Consider the following 18,061-nt stretch of genomic DNA (forward strand, 5'->3'; position numbering starts at 1 on the left):
CAAGAGCACGGCGGATAACCGCGAGCGGTTATTCGCCCTACGTGCGCTCCTGTTAGAGGATTGGCACGTCGAAGTACTGCTTGCGCAGTTTTTCGTAAGTGCCATTGCGGATGATTTCCGCCAGCGCCTGGTCGAGCGCCTTGCGCAGGTCCTGGTCTTCCTTGCGCAGGCCGATGCCCTGGCCGGCGCCGAAGTAGGCGGGGTCGCTGACCTGCTCGCCGACCAGCGCGAAGCCCTGGCCCTGGGGTTTCTTGATGAAGCCCTCGAGGCCGGGGATGGTGTCCTGCAGGGTGGCGTCGAGACGGCCATTGCCCAGGTCCATGTAGGCCTCTTCCAGCGACGGGTAGCTGACGACCTCCGCGCCGGCCTTGGCCAGCACGTCCTTGGCGTAACGCTCGTGGGTGGTTTCGCGCTGCACGCCCAGGCGCACGCCTTTCAGCGTTTCCGGCTTGGCGGCGTCGTAGGGTGTGCCAGCCTTGGCGATGATCTGCACGTTGCTGCTGTAGTACTTGTCGGTGAAGGCGATCTTCTGTTCGCGCTCCGGGGTGATGGTCATCGAGGCGACGATGGCGTCGAACTTGCCGGCCAGCAGCGCCGGGATCATCCCGTCCCAGTCCTGGATGCTCCACACGCACTGGGCCTTGAGCTGCGCGCAGAGCGCGTTGCCGACGTCCACGTCGAAGCCCTTGGGCTTGCCGTCCGGGCCCATCTCGTTGAAGGGCGCGTAGGCGCCCTCGGTGGCCATGCGGATTTCCGTCCATTGCTTGGCCTGGGCCGTGCCGCTCAGCAGTCCCAGGCTCAGTGCGAGTGCCATGAATCCGTGCAATCTTTTCATCGTTGCTTCCTCGGTAGGCAAAACGGGCGCGCTCAGGCGCCCAGGGTTTGTTCGATGGCGGCGTCGAGCAGCGCCAGGGCTTCGTCGCAGGTGGCGCGGTCGATCATCAGCGGTGGCATCAGGCGCAGGGTGCTGACGCCGCAGGTGAGCAGCAGCAGGCCCTGGCGCCAGGCGTTGTGCAGCAGACGGTCGGCGAATTCGCGGGCCGGCTTGCGGCTGTGGCTGTCGGTGACCAGCTCGACGCCGATCATCAGGCCCTTGCCGCGCACGTCGGCGATCAGCTCCGGGTAGCGTCGCTGCAGTTCGCGCAGGCCTTGCAGCAGGTACTCGCCCATCTCGGCGGCGTTCTGCATATAGCCGTTCTCGATCAGCTCCAGGGTCGCCGAGGCCGCTGCGCAGCACAGCGGGTTGCCGCCGTAGGTGTTGCCGTGGGCGCCGCGCTTCCATTGCTGCATGAGGGTTTTCTTCGCCGCCACCAGGCCGATCGGCAGGCCGGAGCCCAGGCCCTTGGCCATGGTCACGATGTCGGGCCTCAGGCCCCAATGTTCGCAGGCGAACATCTTGCCGGTGCGCCCCGCGCCGGATTGCACCTCGTCGGCGATCAGCAGGATGCCGTGGCGGTCGCACAGCGCGCGCAGGCCGGAGAGGAAGCCTTCCGGCGGCAGCAGGTAGCCGCCTTCGCCCTGGATCGGTTCGAGCAGGATCGCGGCGACTTCGTGGGCCGGCACGTTGCTCTGAAACAGCACGTTCTCCAGGTAATTCAGCACGGCCTCGCCCTGGTCCACGCCGGCCAGCAGCGGCCGCAGGTTGTTCGGGTAGGGGATGTGGGTGACGCCGGGCATGCCGGGGAAGAAGCCGGCCTGCTGAGTGTATTTGCTCGCGGTGAACGACAGCGACCCCATGGTGCGACCGTGGAAGCCACCGATGAAGCCGATGAAGCGCTGCCGGCCGGTAACGTAGCGTGCCAGCTTCAACGCGCCTTCCACGGCCTCGGTGCCGGAGTTGCAGAAGAAGGTCATCGCCGGCTCGCCGAAGGGCGCCAGGCGGTTGATGGTTTCGGCCAGGCGGATCTGCTCCTCGTGCCAGTAGTCCGAGGAAATGTGCAGGAACTTGTCGGCGGCGTTCTTCACCGCCTCGACCACCTGCGGATGGCTATGGCCGGTGGAGCACACGGCGATGCCGGCGGCGAAGTCGAGGAAGCGGTTGCCGTCGACGTCCCATACTTCCGCGCCACGGCCGTGGCTCATGACGAAGGGGTAGTCGCGCGGGTAGGACGGCGAGACGACGGCGCTGTCGCGGTCGATCATGGCCTGGGCCTTGGGGCCGGGCAGGGCGGTGACGAGGTGCGGGCTGGACATGGAACACTCCTGAAATCGGTGGGGATAGTGCGGCGCCACGGCGGGCGCCGGGCAGCATCAGTCGACGCGGGTCTGGGATTGTTCGCGCAGGTACTGCGGCAGGTAGTAGAACGAGGCGATGGCCTTGCCGGTATTTCCCGAGCCCTTCCAGCCGCCGAAGGGCTGGTAGCCCGGCCAGGCGCCGGTGGTGGCGCCCTGTGGGCGGTTGGCGTAGGTGACGCCGGCTTCGATGTGCTCGAAGAACCAGTCGGTTTCTTCCTCGCTGCCATAGAAGCCGGCGGTCAGGCCGTAGGGGCTGTCGTTGGCTTCGCGCATCGCCTGGTCGAGGTCGGCAACGCGGCCGAGCATGGCGATGGGCAGGAACATCTCGACCTGCCATAGCGGATGATCCAGCGGTGCCTCGGCCAGGGTCGGTGCGCAATACAGGCCGTTGGCGAAACCTTCGCCGCGCAACTGCTCGCCACCGGCCAGCAGGCGCGCGCCGTGCTGCTGCAACTCGGCGCTGTACTGGCTGTAGTCCTCGTAGGCCGCTGGTGTGGTCACCGGGCCCATCCAGTTGGCGCGGTCCGCCGGATCGCCGATGCGGATGTTGGTGATCTCGGCGACCAGCCGCTCGATCAGCGCATCGGCAACCGCGTCCTCGACGTAGATGCGCGACAGCGCCGAACACTTCTGCCCCTGCAAGCCAAAGGCCGAGCGGACGATGCCGACGGCGGCGCGGCTCAAGTCGGCGTGGCGACTGACGATCACCGCATTCTTGCCGCCCATCTCGGCGATGCAGGGGCGCGGATACGGCCGCGCCAACTGCGCACGGGCGATGTTCATGCCGGTTTCGTAGGAGCCGGTGAAGGTGATCCCGGCGGTGTCGTGGTGATCCACCAACGCTTGCCCGGTGACCCGGCCGCTGCCGCACAGGTAGTTGAACACGCCATCGGGAATACCCGCGTCGCGCAGGCACTCGGCGAGCAGGCGGCCGGACCACGGGGTTTCGCTGGCGCCCTTGAGCACCACGCAATTGCCGGTGACCAGCGCGGCGCTGGTGGGGCCGCCGGCCAGGGCGAAGGGGAAGTTGTAAGGCGCGATCACCACCCAGGCGCCGTAGGGTTTGAGGATGCTGCGGTTACGGCTGGTGTAGCCGCTGACCGGGTCATTGGGCAGGGTGAAGTCGAAGCCCTGGTTCTGCTCCAGCAGGTCGCTGTAGTGATCGAAGAACACCGCGGTTTCCTGTACCTCGCCCAGGGCTTCCATGCGGTTCTTGCCGGTTTCCAGGCAGACCGCGGCGGCGATGCGGTAAACACGTTCCTCGATCAGCCGGGCTACCCGGCGCATCAGCGCGACGCGCTGCTGCCAGGGCGTCGCGCGCCAGGCGGGGAAGGCACGGCGGGCAGCGGCAAGGGCGGCGTCGACCTGGCTGTGGTCGGCGACGTGGAAGCGCCCGAGTAGCCAGTGCTGGTCGATCGGGCTGTGCTTCTGCAGCGGCGCCGCGGCGAAAACGTCCTGGCCATCGATGAACAGGCCATGGTCGCGACCCAGGTCGGCCTTCACTTCCGCCAGCGCCCGCTCGAAGCGTTCGTGCAGCTCGGCGGGTGGGGAGTACATGGTCGAATAGGTCAGCTTGAAGTCGCTCATTGTTATTGTCCTCACGTACCGGGCGGTACGGCGATCAGGTGGTGACGTTGCGTGCTAGATGAAACACTTGAATCATTAACGAGTCAAGTGAATCATTTGTATGATTCAGCGGCGAGCAGACCGGGATGAGGCTGGGCGCAGGAGGTGGGACGATCAGGCGCGGCGGAAGCGCTCGCGGTACTCGCTGGGCGTCACCCCGAGGCGTTGCACGAACACCAGGCGCATGCGTGCCGGGCTACCGAAACCGCAGCGCCAGGCGATCACCTTCAGCGCGAGATCACCACCTTCGAGCAGTCCCCGCGCGGCGTCGATGCGTGCGCGCTGGACGAACTCGGCCGGTGTCACGCCCGCTTCGCGCACGAAGGTGCGGGCGAAGCTGCGCGGGCTCATGGCTACTTCGGCGGCCAGTTGCGGCACGCCCAGTGGCTGATCCAGGTGCTCCTGCACATAGCGCTGGATACGCGCCACTGGCGAAGCCTCATCGGCCGGCGCCTGGAGGAAGGGACTGAATTGCGATTGCCCGCCCTGGCGCTGGGCGACCACCAGCAGGCGCTTGGCGACGGACAGCGCCACGCCGGCGCCGTGATCTTCGGCGACCAAAGCGAGCGCCAGGTCGATGCCGGCGGTCACGCCCGCCGAGGTCACCAACGCGCCATCGCGGACATGGATGCGGTCCGGCTCGACCTGTGCCAGCGGGAACAATTCCGCCAGTCGCCGGGCATCGCTCCAGTGCGTCGTCACGCGCTTGCCGTCCAGCAATCCGGCGTGGCCAAGGAGGAAGGCACCGGTGCAGATCGAGCCGAAGCGCGGTGCCTGGGCGCAGGCCGTGCGCAGCCAGTCGAGCAACTCGCTGGTGGGCGATTGTTCGGGCAGCTTCGGCCCGCCCGGCACCAGCAGGATATCGGCGCCGCCGTGGCCTTGAGCGAGGTTGAAGTCCGCGCCGAGCAGTTGCCCGTTGGAGGCGCGCAACGGCAGTGCCGCCGCGGCGAGGGTAATCACCTGGTAACCCTGGCCTGCGGGTACGAAGGCATTGGCCTCGGCGAACACATCCAGCGGGCCGGAAACGTCCAGCGCCTGCACGCCGGGGAACAGCAGCATGGCCACGCGCTTCATGGCGCCTCCCGATCCGATCGATGGCGTTCATTCTTGCGGGGGACGCGCGTGGCCGCAAATGCATGGAGGGTGCGAATACTGCCAATCAGCCCACAGCGGGCGTCACAATCGCTCGCCAGGCGCAGTCACGAGACACCATTGTTGCGCGATCAGCAGAAATGCATTGTCGAAGTCGCTCTGTGTGCAAAAGAGCCCATCGGCTAAATTTATGGCTGTGGGCCACGATCGACGCGACCCGCGTGATCCCTGAGGTTCCTGCCATGAAATCCACCCTTTGCGCGCTGTTCGCCATCCCCGCCTTGCTGCTGTCCTTCACCGCCTTCGCTGACGATGCCGCCGTCTACCACTACGGCATGCCGCTGGACGTGGCCAAGGTGCTGAGCATTTCCCAACCCAACGAGCGCTGCGAAGTCAGCCAGGCCACCATGGTCTACCTGGATTCCCAGGGCCAGCAGCACACCGTCAAGTACCTGCGCCAGACCCCGCGCTGCAGCGACATCTGAGTCAGGCGCGGAACTGTTCCACCAATCCCTGCTGCCGGCTGGCCAGTTCGTTCAATGAACGACTCGCGCCGGCGGCCTGCTGTGCGTGATCGGAAATGGTCTGGGTGACGTCGCGGATGCCGGCGATGTTGCGGTTGATCTCCTCGGCGACGCTGCTCTGTTCCTCCGCCGCGCTGGCGATCTGCAGGTTCATTTCGCTGATCAGGTTCACCGCCTCGCCGATGCGGCGTAGCGCGTCGATGGCCTGGCGCGCCTGATCGACGTTGCCCTGGGCCTGACTGAAGCTGCCCTGCATCGCCTGGGTGACCGAATGGCCGCGCGCCTGCAGGTTCTCGATCACGTTGCGGATTTCCTCGACCGACTCCTGGGTGCGCCGGGCCAGCCCGCGCACTTCGTCCGCGACCACCGCGAAGCCGCGCCCGGCATCGCCCGCGCGCGCCGCTTCGATGGCGGCGTTGAGGGCGAGCAGGTTGGTCTGCGCGGCGATGCCGCAGATGACTTCGAGGATCGAGCCGATCTGTTCGTTGCTCGCCGCCAGTTGCTGTAGCTCGGCCATGGCCTGGTGCATGCCGGCGGCCAGCAGGTCGATGCCGCTGTTGGTGGCGTCGAGCGTGCGGAATCCATCATCACAGGCCTGTTCCGCGGTGCGCGCGGCTTCGGCGGCGCGAGCGGCGCTGCGGGCCGAATCCTGGGCGGTGGCGGACATTTCCTGCAAGGCAGTGGCGACCATATCGATCTCGCGGAATTGCTGCTGCATGCCGTCGCTGGTCTGCCGGGCGATCTGCGCGGAGCGGTCGGCGGTGGAGTGCGCCTCGCGGGTTGCTGACTGCACGGCGGCGATGCTCGGTTGCAGCTTGTCGAGGAAGCGATTGAAGGCGGTGGCCAGGCGGCCCAGTTCATCTCTGCGAGGGTAATCGAGCCGACGGGTGAGGTCGCCTTCGCCGTCGGCGATGTCTTCGAGCATGCGCGCCAGGCGCAGGATCGGCCGGCTGATGCCGAGCGCGGTCAGCGCTACCAGCAGCATGCCGAGCAGCCCGGCAGCGATGCCGACGCCGGTTTCCAGGGCCGTGCTTTTCCAGCGCAGATCGTCCAGCGTGCTCTTCAGGCGCTCCGCCGGGGCGAGCATCACCGTGCGCGGCACGCTGAGCAGGATGCCCCAGGGTGCGGCGTCCGGCACCGGTGCCAGGCTGTGCAGCACGCTGATGGATTCGCCGTCGTCGCTGGATTGCGAGCGCCCGGCGGCAATCTCGGCGAGGACGGCCTGGTCGTCGAATTTCTGCCCCAGCTTCGAGGCATCGCCGCTGTCGCTGGCGACCAGCCCGTTGGGGCTGAGGATGCGGATGCGGCCCTGGCCGTCGAACAGGCTGCGGCTGCCATCTGCGCTGCTTTGTTGCAGGGCCGCCAGGTCGATGTCGAAACCCACCGCGGCAATCGCCTTGCCGTTTTCCAGCAGCGGCAGGGTGACGCTGGTGACCAGCCGGCGCTGGCCGGAGGCTTCGTCGAAATAGGGGTCGAGCACGCAGGGGCGGGCGTGCCCGGTGGAGCAGGTGAAGAAGGCGTTGTAAGGCTGGCCACTGGGGCCGGGCGTGGTGTCGCCGAGGACTTGCTCGGTGCCGATCACCCGCTGGGTCTCCTTGCCGCTCTGCAGCAGGTAGAGGGCGAAGCGGCCGGTCTCGTTGCTGCCCAGGTCTTCGCGGGCGGCGAACTGGCTGTCGGCGGCGTCCAGCGCATCGGGCTGGAACACCAGGAACAGGCCGAGCAGTTCCGGGTGCGCGCCAAGCGTGTCGGCCATCGAATGATTGAGCGCCGTACGCAGCGCGGCGGGATCGAGGACGCCCCGGCGCTGCTGCTCGCGCAGGGTCTGCACGGTGCGCAGCAGGCCTTCGCCGAGCAGCAGGTTGTTCTGCAGGCGCTCGCGGATCAGCAGGGCCTGTACCTGGCCCTGGATTTCCAGGTGGTGCCGCGCGGCAACGGCGAAGAGTTCGCCGCTGTCGTGCTGGATGGTGCGGCTGTCCTGGCGCGCCTGGTACAGCGAGAGGCCGATCAGGACGCTGGCGACAAGGATCAGGCAGAGGCCCGCCAGCCAGGTGATGCGGCCCTGGATCGAGGTCAGGAGGCTGGGCATGGCGGGCTCGCTTTTGTCGGATCAGAAGGTGGTGGAGAACAACAGCTGGCTGTACAGGTTGCTGTTGTCGTTGCCGATCTGGGTGCCGCCTTCGGCCGCGCTTTTCTTCGGCTGGTACAGGCCCACCAGCGGGATGATCACCAGGTGCTCGTTGATCGCCCACTCGGCGTAGAGGTCCAGCTCGCGGCCGTCGGTGTTGCCCAGGTCGGTATCCAGGGTGTGGAAGTCGAAGAACTGCGCGCCGATGGAGAGGTTCTCCAGCGGGGTGACCTTGGCGCCGACGTTGTGCACGCGGGTGTTGTTGTTGAACGGCCCGGAGTAGTTACCTGCCACCTCGCCCTGGAACCAGGTGCCGAAGCCGCGGCTGAAGCCGTAGAAGAGCGTGTCGTAGCCTTCCGAGAAGCGGCTGAAGCGGTAGCTGATGTAGGGCTTCCAGCTGACGTCGGAGAAGGTCCAGCCGGCTTCCAGGTACCAGGCATTGGCGGTGTCGTCGCTGTACTGGGCGTCGCGCTTGTCCTGCCAGGCGTATTCGCCGGAGAGGAACAGGTTTTCCACGCCGGCATTGCCGGTGCCGCGCAGGCTGTAGGTCTTCATGTCCTTGCGGTCGAGCTGGATGGGCGAGGCGTAGCGCTCGTCGACGTCGGTGACGTCGATGTAGGTCAGGCCGAAAGTGGCTTCCGGGGCGACGTGCTCGAGGGTGGCGACGTACAGCTCGGAGTTGGCTTGCGCGCGGTTATCGGATTTCAGACGCATCAGGTCGCCACGCCAGCCTTCCTTGCCGCCGATGCGCAGCACGGCGGTCTCGTCGAAGTCGCGACGTGCCGCCAGGTAGTAGCCACCGCCACGGTTGTATTCACCATCGGCCAGGCCCTTGCCCATGTTCAGGGCGTCACCGTCGATCAGGAAACCGTCGCCGACCACGATGTTCTGGCGGCCGAAGGAGAGGTCAATGCCGTCATCGCCCAGTACCGGGAATAGGCCGCCAGAGCGCCAGCCGGCATAGGCGTCCTCGATCTTGGTGGTGCGCTCGGAACCATCGCTGAAGCCAGCGGCGTCACCGTCGCCCCAGGTGCCGGAGCTGAGCAGGTTGAACGCGCCGTAGACGGTGCCCGCGCCGCCGAGTTTCTGGTCGCCGCTCAGGCCGTACTTGATGAAGCCCTCCTGCCAGGAGGACGAGCCTTCATCCAGCGTGCCGGTCATGTTGTAGCGCTCCTGGCTGTGGAACAGCCCGAAGGTCGCCGAGAGGTCGGCGTTCAGGTGCGTGTCGTCGGTGGCGTACAGCTGGTAGGCGCTGGCGGAGCTACTGGCGCCGGCGATGAGCAGGGCGAGCAGGGTGGGGCGCAGCACGGCGGCGTGGGTCATGGTGAAGGCATCCGTTTCGTTATTGTCGATTGGGGGGATGTGACTTCTGCCGATGCTAAGTAAGGGCTGGCCCTGTGCCGTTGCGTGTGTCTGCCAAGTGATTGGGTGTGGTTGCCAGATGGGTTGGCTGGATGCCGGTGATCCTCGAGCGTGCTGAAGGCCCCTCTCCCCAGCCCTCTCCCTGAAGGGAGAGGGGGCCGCCCGTGCCAGCTGGAACCACCGCATCATCCTGCTCCGGACAGTCCCCTCTCCCTTCGGAGCGGGGCGCGTAGCCAGGGTTAGGGAGAGGGAGCAAGAGTGTCTTCCAGAACGCTCAGCGTGCTCTTGAAATCACTGACGGCTGCTCCGCATACAACCGCTTGTACAAGGTCGAAAAATGACTGGAACTGGCAAAGCCCAGGTCCAGTGCCAGGTTCGTGATGCTCTGCCGCGGCTCCTGCTTGAGTCGGCGCCGCGCTTCTGCCAGGCGCAGGCTGAGGAAGAACTGCTGCGGCGTGCTCTGGCAGATCTGCCGGAAGCAGTACTGCAAAGTGCGCTGGCTGGTATTCAGGCTCTGGCTCAGCTCCAGCAGCGAGAGCGGCTCGGAGAGATCGGCCTGCATGCGCTCGATGGCCGCCAGCACCAGTCGGCGATGCTGCTGCAGCGAGCGCGGCGCGCCCCCACGGTCATTGCCGGGGAGGATTTCCTCCAGTGCCTGTAGCACGTGGCTCAGCACGAGAGCGACGGCATGGCCCGCCTGTTGTGGGTCGTCCACCCGCCACGGCTCACCCTCGAAGGCGGCGAGGGCGTCGCACAGGCTGCGCCGTAGCTCCCCCGCACCGGTCGGCGAAAGTTGCAGACGACGCTCGGACAGCGCGCGCTCGAACAGTTCGCGCTCTTCGGCGCCGAGCAGGCGTTCCAGCTGCGGCTGGCTGAAGGTCAGGCCGAGCATGTGGATTTCCCCGGCGGCGCAGATTTCCAGCTCGCGGCCGCCTTCGAGCACCAGCAGGGTGTCGTCGTGCAGGGCCTGGCCGTTGAAGCGCGAATCGGCGCTGGCGCGCAGCGGAATACCTATCACCAGGTGTCCGGCGGGCGGCGCCATGTTCTCGTGCAGGTGCAGGTTGGAGTGTTCGTAGATCAGCGAGGCGCCGGGCAACTGAACATGCAGCAGCTCCGCCTGCAGGCGGCCGTGGCCGAGCTGGGTGTAGTCCTGGCTCCAGCCGGCGAGGGCGCAGGCCAGTTCATCGGAGTCGGTTGCCTGGTGGCGGGCTATGCCGGTCATCGCGGTTCACCTCGGTTGTGCGCCGAGTATCGGTCAGTGCTGGCGCGCAGGCTTGTGCCTGCGCGCCAGGGGCTTGCGGCGCTCTGCCAGATTCAGCGACCGGCGAGGTAGGCAGCGGCCAGTGTACAGGCGCGGTCGATCAGCATGGGCGCCAGTTCCCGAGCCGTTTCGCTGTTGCGCCGGGTGTGCACCCAGCCCAGGTAGGTGGTGCCGCGCAGGGCGAGGAACATCGGCAGGGCCGCGTGGTCGGCGGCGGAGAGCGGCTTGACCGAGTCGTAGCCAGCCAGCAGCGCCGCCTGTATCCGTGCCAGGCGCGGGTCGTCCAGGCAGAAATACAACGCCGTAGCGAGCTCGAACATATGCCAGCCGAAGCCGGCATCGTCGAAGTCGATCAGCTGCAGTTCATTGCCCTCGAGCAGCAGGTTCTCCGGTACCAGGTCGGCGTGGATCATGCCGAAGTTACCCAAGGTTCGGCCGTAGCGACGCAGGTCCAGGCGCGCTTCCTGGCGGGCGCGCTGGAGCAGCTCGCGCTGTTCGTCGCTGAGCAGGTCCAGTTCCCAGAAACGCCCCCAGAACGGGCTGGCGCCCACCAGGCCTTCTTCGTCCCAGGCGTGGCGGGTGAACTCGTTGGGCTGGCGCCATTGGGCCGAATTCAGGTGGATGCGCGCGGCCACGGCGCCGGCCTGGTGGAACAGCGCCTCGATGTCGCCATCGGCGCTCAGGCCCTGTTCGGCAGAGCCCAGGGTACTGCCGCCGAGCCAGCCGAGCATGTCGACGAAGCGCGACTCTTCCAGTGCGGCGCTGCGCACTTCGGCCAGATGTTCACCATTGCGCGTGCGGATGATGCTCGGCACACCGATGCCGCTGGCGGCCAGTTGCTCCATCCAGGTCAGCTCGGAGCGCAGCGCCGCTTCGCTGTGGTAGCCGCCACGGTGAACGCGCAGGGCGCTGCGCGTGCCGTCGCTGCGGGTGGCGCAGAACACCGCGTTCTCGCGGTACTTGAGCAGTTCCAGGCCGATGAAGTCGCCGTCCCAGTGGCGCAGGGCGTCCAGCGCCAGCTCGCGCAGGCAGGCGATCTGCTGGTCATGATCCAGCGTCGAGAAGTCAGTCATGGGCATTCTTTCCATCGGTACTGCCTCAGAGTTCGCCCAGGACCTGGTCCAGGGTGTCGATGAACAGATCGCCATGCTCGGCTTCGAACACCAGCGGCGGGCGGATCTTGAGGATGTTGTCGTCGCCGCCGATCTTGCTGATCAGCACGCCGCGCTGGCGCATGGCGTTGACGATGCGCCGCGCTTCGAGGCCGGCCGGCTCGCGGCCGGCACGGTCGCGCACCAGCTCCACGGCGAAGAACAGGCCCTGGCCGCGCACATCGCCAATGATCGAGTGACGCTCGGCGAGACGGTGCAGCTCGGCGCTGAGCTTCGCGCCCTGGCGCCGGGCGTTGCCTTGCAGGTCCTGCTCGGCGATCACGTCCAGCACCGCCTGGCCGACGGCCGCGGCCACCGGCGAGCCGCCGAAGGTGTTGAAGTACATATTGCTGCGGCCGAAGGTTTCCACCCGCTCGCGGTTGGTGACCACGCCCGCCAGGGGGAAGCCGTTACCCATGGGTTTGCCGAGGGTGACGATATCCGGCACCAGGGGGTGCGACTGGTGGCCCCACATATGGTCGCCGGTGCGGGCGAAGCCCGATTGCACTTCGTCGGTGATCAGCAGCCCGCCGGCATCGCGCACCAGCTTCGCCACGCGCTCCAGGTAACCGGCCGGCAGGCGCGGGATGCCTTCATTGGCGAACAGGGTGTCGATCAGCATGGCGGCCAGGCCGACGCCGGCCGCCTGCAGTTCGGCGATGGCCTCGGCCACTTTCGCCACGTAGCGGTCGGCGACCTGCTCGGGGGTGCCGTCCGCGTGGTACAGGCACGGGACCGGCACGGCGCGGGCGTGCGTCGAGAACGGCTCGGAGCTGGGCAGTGCGGTAGTCACCGCCGCCAGCGTGGTGGTGTTGCCGTGGTAGTTGTAGTCGCTGACGATCACGCCCTTGTTGCCGGTGGCGAAGCGCGCCATGCGCAGGGCCAGCTCGTTGGCCTCGCTGCCGGTGCAGGTGAACATCAGGCTGTCGAGCGGCTCGGCGAAGGTCGCGGTGAGGTTCTCGGCGTAACGCACCACGCGCTCGTTCAGATAACGGGTGTGAATGTTCAGCGTCGCCGCCTGTTCCGCCATGGCCGCGACCACTTTCGGGTGGCAATGGCCGACGCACGGCACGTTGTTGTAGCAGTCGAGGTAGCGCTTGCCGGCGCTGTCGACCAGCCAGACGCCTTCGCCTTTCACCAGCTCCAGCGGCTCGTCGTAGAACAGCGGCGAGGCGTCACCCATGACCTGGTGGCGGCGTTGCAGCAGGGTTGGTTCAGACATTCTCGGCATTCTCCAGGGGCTTGCCGGCGCGGGTGGCGCGCAGCAGGTAATTGAGGATCAGCAGTGCAACCACCAGGGCCAGAGCGCTAAGCATGGCGACTTCCAGCTGGAAGCAGGCGGCGATCACCACCAGCGTCAGCAACATGCCGATGCTGGCGATCACCGGGCCGCCGCGCAGGCGGAACGGACGGGCCAGGCCAGGCTGGCTGCGGTGCAGGCGCAGGTAGGCGGCGAACAGCACGAGGTGGCAGCTGCCCAGCAGCAGGACGATGCACAGCAGGAGTTTTTCCGGCGGCACCAGGGTCAGCGGCAGGCCGATCACCGTCAGCACCAGCAGGGCGACGTAGGGCGCGCCTCGGCGGTTGGTACGAGCCAGCGCGCCGGGGAAGAAACCGTCGCGGGACAGGGCAAACAGCTGGCGAGAGGCAGAGAACACTACCGAGAAGAAGGTCGCCAGCAGTCCGCAGACGGCTCCGGAACCGACCAGCAGCGGCAGCCAGTCACGCTCGCCGTACAGCCCGCCGTGGGTCATGGCGGCATACAGCGGGTCGCCAGCGTTGCCGACCACTTCCACACCGGCCGCGCCCGGCGCGCTGATGACCACGGTCAGCGCGGTCAGCAGCAGCGTGCCGACGGCGGCAATGATCCCGCGCGGCATGCTGCGGCCCGGCTCGGCGGCTTCCTCGGCGGCGGAGGCGACCTGTTCCAGGCAGATGAACATCCAGATGGCGAAGGGCACGCAGGCGAACACGCCGGCGACGCTTACGCCCGGCAAGGTGCTGCCAGCGGTCGGTAGCAGGTTTTCCCAGTGTACGTGGGGCAGCATGGCGCCGCCGAAAGCCAGCAGGGCGATGGCTGCCACGGCGCCGGCCAGCAGCGTGAGGCCCAGGGCCTCGCCAACGCCGATGATGTGGATGCCGATGATCACCGCGAACAGGCCGATGCGCACCGGCCAGCCGCCGAAGCCGAATACCGATTCCATGTAGGCGGCGAGGAAGTTGGCGGCAGCTCCCGTGCCGATGGTCAGCGCCAGCGCGCAGGCGGCGCCCACCAGGTAGCCGACGAAGGGCCCGAAGGCCAGTTGCGCGTAGGCGAACACGCCGCCGGCGTGGGGTCGCGCCGTGGAGAGTTCGCACACGCACAGCGCCAGGCCGCCGCAGAGCACGGCCATCAGCAGGGTGGCGACGAGCATGTTGGCCCAGCCGCTGCTGGCCAGGCCGTAGTTCCAGCCGGAGAACTGCCCGGCGATGACCAGTGAAATGCCGAGCCCGGCGATCTGGGGCCAACGGAGTACGCCTTGTTTGAGCATGGTGAATGTCCCTTGCCTGTGATTGATCGAAGTGGTGAACGGCAGTCAGCCGCGAGCGCCGGAGCGCAGCGGGCAAGGGAGGTCGCCGGCGAGCGCCGACGGTGGGATGCGTGGAGTCATGGAGCGGGCCCTTCTTGTTGTTTTATGGGGTTGCACGCGCCAGCCGTCAGATGCGGCGGGCAGGTGGAAAGGTACGAAGGGCGCGGGGTGGGGCGATATCAGAAATGCGCAAAGACGCTTGGGGCATTGGCAGGGAGGGCTAGCGGAGGCGTTGCACGCTGGCGATTTTTCGGATCATGGTCGGGCACAGGTCGCGGGGGGAGGCCATTCCTGCGGGGGCTATGCAGTGGTGTTTTCGGGTGGGTGCGGATTGTGCGGTGGGATTTCGCGGACCTTGTCCGCGATTGGCATCCGCTTGCACCTGCATATCGGCAGGGTGCGGGCAAGCGCGCTCCTACTGGGCGCATAAAAAAACCGGCCCGAAGGCCGGTCGAGGGGTGACACTGGCGTCGCTGGGCTCAGCGCATCAGGCGCGCTTGAGCACCAGGGTGAGGATGTCGTAGCTGGCCACCAGTTCGCCGAGCTGGTTGGTGACTTCCACGTCCCAGGCGACCACGCCCTGCGGCTCGCCCTTGGGGCTCTTCTTGCCCTGGTCGATCTTGCGCTTGCAGGTCAGGCGCGCCTGGATGGTGTCGCCGATGCCCACCGGGTTGATGAAGCGCAGGGTGTCCAGGCCGTAGTTGGCCAGCACCGGGCCGACGCCGGGCGAGACGAACAGGCCGGCCGCCGCCGAGAGCACGAAGTAGCCGTGGGCGATGCGCTTGCCGAACTGCGAGTCCTTGGCCGCCAGCTCGTCGAAGTGCATGTAGAAGTGGTCGCCCGACAGGCAGCCGAAGTTGACCAGGTCAGCCTCGGTGACGGTGCGGCGGTGGGTCAGCAGCGATTCGCCGATCTTCAGGTCGTCGAAGAAGCGGCGGAACGGGTGCACCTCGGTCTCGTAGACCTTGGCGCCGCGCACGTACTCGCCAGTGACGGCCATCAGCATGGTCGGCGAGCCCTGTACGGCGGTGCGCTGCAGGTAGTGCTTCACCGCGCGTACGCCGCCCAGTTCTTCACCACCGCCTGCGCGACCCGGGCCGCCGTGTTTGAGCACCGGCAGCGGCGAACCGTGACCGGTGGATTCGGCGGCGGACTCGCGGTCGAGGATGTGCAGGCGGCCGTGCAGGGCGCCCATCACCGGGACGACTTTCGCGGCGACCTGCGGATCACGGGTGATCAGGCTCGCCACCAGGCTGCCTTTGCCGCGGGCGGCGAGGGCGACGGCTTCGTCGATGTCGTCGTAGGCCATCAGGGTGGTCACCGGGCCGAATGCCTCGATGTCGTGGGCGCCGCCTTCGGCGTGCGGATCACGGCTGCGCAGCAGGGTCGGGGCGAAGAACGCGCCTTCGGCCACGCCGTCGCCGCGCGGGGCGAAGCCGTCCTTCGCGCCGAAGACCAGTTCGCTGGATTTCAGCAGGGCTTCCACGCGCTCAGCGACGTCGGCCTGCTGGGCGTGGGAGGCGAGGGCGCCCATCTTCACGCCTTCCACCGACGGGTCGCCGACCACGACCTTGGCCAGGCGGTCACGCAGACGTTCGGCCACGGCGTCGATGTGCTTGGCGGGCACGATGGCGCGGCGGATGGCGGTGCATTTCTGCCCGGCCTTGACGGTCATCTCGCGGGCCACTTCCTTGACGAAGAGGTCGAATTCTTCGTCGTCCGGGGTGACGTCCGGCGCGAGGATGGCGCAGTTCAGCGAGTCGGCCTCGGCGTTGAACGGCACCGAGTTGCGGATCAGGTTCGGATTGACGCGCAGCTTGGCGGCGGTGTCCGCCGAGCCGGTGAAGGTCACGATGTCCTGGCCCTGCAGGCGGTCCAGCAGGTCCCCGGTGCCGCCGATGATCAGCTGCAGGCTGCCGGACGGCAACAGGCCGGATTCATGCATCACGCGCACGGCGGCTTCGGTGATGTAGCTGGTGGCGGTAGCCGGTTTGACGATGCACGGCATGCCGGCGAGGAAGCTCGGTGCAAACTTCTCCAGCATCCCCCAGATCGGGAAGTTGAAGGCGTTGATGTGCACGGCGATGCCGCCGCGCGGCACCAGGATGTGGCTGCCGGCGAACTTGCCGGTCTTGCCCAGCGGCATCGCCGGACCTTCGTGGACCACGTTGCCCGAGGGCAGCTCGCGGCCGCCAACGCCGGCGTAGGCGAACAGAGTGCCGGCGCCGCCTTCGATGTCGATCCAGCTGTCGGCGCGGGTGGCGCCGCTGTGGCGGGAAATCTCGTAGAGCTGTTCCTTGCGCTCGGTCAGGTACAGCGCCAGGGCTTTCAGGCGCTGGGCGCGCTGCTGGAAGTCCATGGACATCAGTTCCTTGAGGCCCTGCTCGCGGGCATGGGCGACGGCTTCGGCGAAGTCCAGCGCCTCTTCGTGGGTGCGCGCCACGGCCTGGCCATTGAGCGCGCTACGCAGCGCTTGGGCGCCATGCTGGCCGACCCAGCGGCCGCCGATGAAACTTTGCAGGATAGGCTCTTGGGCCATGGTTGTTGTCCTCCGGATCGCTACGCAAAGGGGGCCGGCTGCTGCCGGTGACCGCCGCGCCGGGTGGGCGTCGGCGGCGCATTCTTCATAATGAAGAGCCAATTGGCGGTGCTAGGCCGCCGGATTAGGTCCGCCAGGGGCCTTGTGGGCCGTGGGCGGTGGAACGGGTTGGTGTCCTGTTGGAGCGAGGGGGATGCCTGGTTCTCGCTCGCGAATCTGTTTGCGCCGGCCTTGCCGGCGTTTCGCGGACAAGGTCCGCTCCTACAGGGAGGCACGGCTCTTGTAGGAGCGGACCTTGTCCGCGAACCCCCGTGTACTCGCCGAAGCGGCAGAGTGCGGTTCGCGAGCAAGCTCGCTCCTACGAGGAGCAAAATCAGAGCTGGTCGAAGTCGAGGACCACCTTGTCGCTGATCGGATACGCCTGGCAGCTCAGCACGTAGCCCGCCGCCACTTCGTAGTCCTCCAGCGCGAAGTTGCTGTCCATTTCCACTTCGCCCGAAACCACCTTGCACTTGCAGGTCGAACACACGCCGGCCTTGCAGGAGTACGGCAGTTCGGCACCCTGGGCGTTGCCGGCGTCGAGCACGCTGACGCTGTTGCGGGCCAGCTCGAAGGACAGTTCGCGACCGTCGCTGATCACGGTGATCTGGCTCTTCGCGCTGTCGACGGCGGCGGCTGCCTGGCGGGCTTCGCGCTTGCTCTCGCTGCCGGCGGCGGCAAACAGCTCGAAATGGATGCGCTCGGCCGGCATGCCGTTGCCCTTGAGCTGGTCGCGTACGGTCTCGGTCATCGCCTGCGGGCCGCAGATGAAGGCGGCGTCCAGGCTCTTCACGTCGAGCCAGCGGCTGAACAGCTGGCCGCATTTGTCGGCGTCGATGCGGCCGTTGTAGAGGTCGACGTCCTGCTGTTCGCGGCTGAATACGAAGATCAGGTTGAGGCGCTGCAGGTAGCGGTTCTTCAGGTCTTCGAGCTGTTCGCGGAACATCGCGGCGTTGCTGGAGCGGTTGCCGTAGAGCAGGGTGACGCGGCTGTGCGGCTCGGTTTCCAGGGTGGTCTTGACGATCGAGAGAATCGGCGTGATGCCGCTGCCGGCGGCGACTGCCAGGTAGTTACCGTGGCGCGCCGGGTCCAGTTCGACATTGAAGTGGCCGGCTGGCGGCATGACTTCTAGGCTGGCGCCGACCTTCAGCGTCTCGTTGGCGTAGGCGGAGAAACGCCCGCCAGGCACGCGCTTGATCGCCACGCGCAGCTCGCCGTCGTTGACGCCGCTGCAGATGGAGTAGGAGCGGCGCACTTCCTCGCCATCGAGCTGGGTGCGCATGACCAGGTGCTGGCCATGCTGGAAGCGGAAGCTGTCGGCCAGGTCCGCCGGGACGTCGAAGGCGATGGACACGGCGTCGCGGGTTTCGGCGCGCACTTCCTTGATCTTCAAACTGTGGAACTTGCTCATTGTTGTTCTCCTGCGGTTCTACCGCACGGAGGGCGAATACAAACGTCGCGAGCGAAGGTCAGGCGAGGCGGAAGCGGCTTCGGAAGCGGAGTTCACATCTGTGAATGAGCATTTCGAAGTCGTTTC

General features: G+C 67.1%; 13 protein-coding genes. 1 reads left to right on the forward strand and 12 read right to left on the reverse strand.

The window, feature by feature from the left end; genetic code table 11:
• Window positions 1-52: 52 nt before the first annotated feature.
• From JVX91_RS18650 to JVX91_RS18665, 4 genes are all read right to left on the reverse strand, one after another.
• Entirely contained in the window at window positions 53-835 is a 783-nt protein-coding gene (locus tag JVX91_RS18650) for an ABC transporter substrate-binding protein (protein ID WP_205335657.1), read from the reverse strand.
• Window positions 836-867: 32 nt separating this feature from the next.
• The gene (locus tag JVX91_RS18655) at window positions 868-2,193 is read right to left on the reverse strand and encodes an acetyl ornithine aminotransferase family protein (protein ID WP_205335658.1); all 1,326 of its coding nucleotides are present in this window, start codon (window positions 2,191-2,193) and stop codon (window positions 868-870) included.
• Between the two features lie 57 nt (window positions 2,194-2,250).
• Window positions 2,251-3,822 (reverse strand): aldehyde dehydrogenase family protein, encoded by a 1,572-nt coding sequence (locus JVX91_RS18660; RefSeq protein ID WP_205335659.1) that lies wholly within the window; start codon window positions 3,820-3,822, stop codon window positions 2,251-2,253.
• A gap of 153 nt (window positions 3,823-3,975) precedes the next feature.
• On the reverse strand, window positions 3,976-4,935 hold the full coding sequence (locus JVX91_RS18665) for a GlxA family transcriptional regulator (protein ID WP_205335660.1): 960 nt from the start codon (window positions 4,933-4,935) through the stop codon (window positions 3,976-3,978).
• Between the two features lie 260 nt (window positions 4,936-5,195).
• On the opposite strand from JVX91_RS18665, the gene JVX91_RS18670 reads away from it, so the two are divergent.
• On the forward strand, window positions 5,196-5,438 hold the full coding sequence (locus JVX91_RS18670; protein WP_205335661.1) for a DUF2790 domain-containing protein: 243 nt from the start codon (window positions 5,196-5,198) through the stop codon (window positions 5,436-5,438).
• A gap of 1 nt (window position 5,439) precedes the next feature.
• Here JVX91_RS18670 and JVX91_RS18675 read toward each other — a convergent pair whose 3' ends face one another.
• The 8 genes from JVX91_RS18675 to paaE form a co-directional block, all read right to left on the reverse strand.
• Window positions 5,440-7,563 (reverse strand): methyl-accepting chemotaxis protein, encoded by a 2,124-nt coding sequence (locus tag JVX91_RS18675; RefSeq protein WP_205335662.1) that lies wholly within the window; start codon window positions 7,561-7,563, stop codon window positions 5,440-5,442.
• 21 nt (window positions 7,564-7,584) lie between these two features.
• Entirely contained in the window at window positions 7,585-8,925 is a 1,341-nt protein-coding gene (locus JVX91_RS18680; RefSeq protein ID WP_205335663.1) for a hypothetical protein, read from the reverse strand.
• Window positions 8,926-9,238: 313 nt separating this feature from the next.
• The gene (locus JVX91_RS18685) at window positions 9,239-10,186 is read right to left on the reverse strand and encodes a helix-turn-helix domain-containing protein (RefSeq protein ID WP_205335664.1); all 948 of its coding nucleotides are present in this window, start codon (window positions 10,184-10,186) and stop codon (window positions 9,239-9,241) included.
• A 92-nt stretch (window positions 10,187-10,278) separates the two neighbouring features.
• The gene (locus JVX91_RS18690) at window positions 10,279-11,298 is read right to left on the reverse strand and encodes a phosphotransferase (RefSeq protein ID WP_205335665.1); all 1,020 of its coding nucleotides are present in this window, start codon (window positions 11,296-11,298) and stop codon (window positions 10,279-10,281) included.
• Window positions 11,299-11,323: 25 nt separating this feature from the next.
• On the reverse strand, window positions 11,324-12,598 hold the full coding sequence (locus JVX91_RS18695) for an aminotransferase class III-fold pyridoxal phosphate-dependent enzyme (protein WP_205335666.1): 1,275 nt from the start codon (window positions 12,596-12,598) through the stop codon (window positions 11,324-11,326).
• Window positions 12,591-13,907 (reverse strand): amino acid permease, encoded by a 1,317-nt coding sequence (locus JVX91_RS18700; protein WP_205335667.1) that lies wholly within the window; start codon window positions 13,905-13,907, stop codon window positions 12,591-12,593. Before JVX91_RS18700 ends, JVX91_RS18695 begins: the two co-directional genes overlap by 8 nt.
• 526 nt (window positions 13,908-14,433) lie before the next feature.
• Window positions 14,434-16,485, reverse strand: a complete 2,052-nt coding sequence (gene paaZ / locus JVX91_RS18705; protein WP_205335668.1) for a phenylacetic acid degradation bifunctional protein PaaZ — start codon at window positions 16,483-16,485, stop codon at window positions 14,434-14,436.
• A gap of 373 nt (window positions 16,486-16,858) precedes the next feature.
• The gene (gene paaE, locus JVX91_RS18710) at window positions 16,859-17,935 is read right to left on the reverse strand and encodes a 1,2-phenylacetyl-CoA epoxidase subunit PaaE (protein ID WP_205335669.1); all 1,077 of its coding nucleotides are present in this window, start codon (window positions 17,933-17,935) and stop codon (window positions 16,859-16,861) included.
• Window positions 17,936-18,061: the final 126 nt, after the last annotated feature.

Origin of the sequence: Pseudomonas sp. PDNC002 (assembly GCF_016919445.1) — a bacterium.
GTDB lineage: Bacteria > Pseudomonadota > Gammaproteobacteria > Pseudomonadales > Pseudomonadaceae > Pseudomonas.

Coding starts and splice junctions, on each gene's coding strand:
- JVX91_RS18670 (WP_205335661.1), top strand. CDS start 5,196: ATGAAATCCACCCTTTGCGCGCTGTTCGCCATCCCCGCCTTGCTGCTG.
- JVX91_RS18660 (WP_205335659.1), bottom strand. CDS start 3,822: ATGAGCGACTTCAAGCTGACCTATTCGACCATGTACTCCCCACCCGCC.
- paaZ (WP_205335668.1), bottom strand. CDS start 16,485: ATGGCCCAAGAGCCTATCCTGCAAAGTTTCATCGGCGGCCGCTGGGTC.
- JVX91_RS18700 (WP_205335667.1), bottom strand. CDS start 13,907: ATGCTCAAACAAGGCGTACTCCGTTGGCCCCAGATCGCCGGGCTCGGC.
- JVX91_RS18675 (WP_205335662.1), bottom strand. CDS start 7,563: ATGCCCAGCCTCCTGACCTCGATCCAGGGCCGCATCACCTGGCTGGCG.
- JVX91_RS18685 (WP_205335664.1), bottom strand. CDS start 10,186: ATGACCGGCATAGCCCGCCACCAGGCAACCGACTCCGATGAACTGGCC.
- JVX91_RS18655 (WP_205335658.1), bottom strand. CDS start 2,193: ATGTCCAGCCCGCACCTCGTCACCGCCCTGCCCGGCCCCAAGGCCCAG.
- JVX91_RS18695 (WP_205335666.1), bottom strand. CDS start 12,598: ATGTCTGAACCAACCCTGCTGCAACGCCGCCACCAGGTCATGGGTGAC.
- JVX91_RS18665 (WP_205335660.1), bottom strand. CDS start 4,935: ATGAAGCGCGTGGCCATGCTGCTGTTCCCCGGCGTGCAGGCGCTGGAC.
- JVX91_RS18680 (WP_205335663.1), bottom strand. CDS start 8,925: ATGACCCACGCCGCCGTGCTGCGCCCCACCCTGCTCGCCCTGCTCATC.
- JVX91_RS18650 (WP_205335657.1), bottom strand. CDS start 835: ATGAAAAGATTGCACGGATTCATGGCACTCGCACTGAGCCTGGGACTG.
- JVX91_RS18690 (WP_205335665.1), bottom strand. CDS start 11,298: ATGACTGACTTCTCGACGCTGGATCATGACCAGCAGATCGCCTGCCTG.
- paaE (WP_205335669.1), bottom strand. CDS start 17,935: ATGAGCAAGTTCCACAGTTTGAAGATCAAGGAAGTGCGCGCCGAAACC.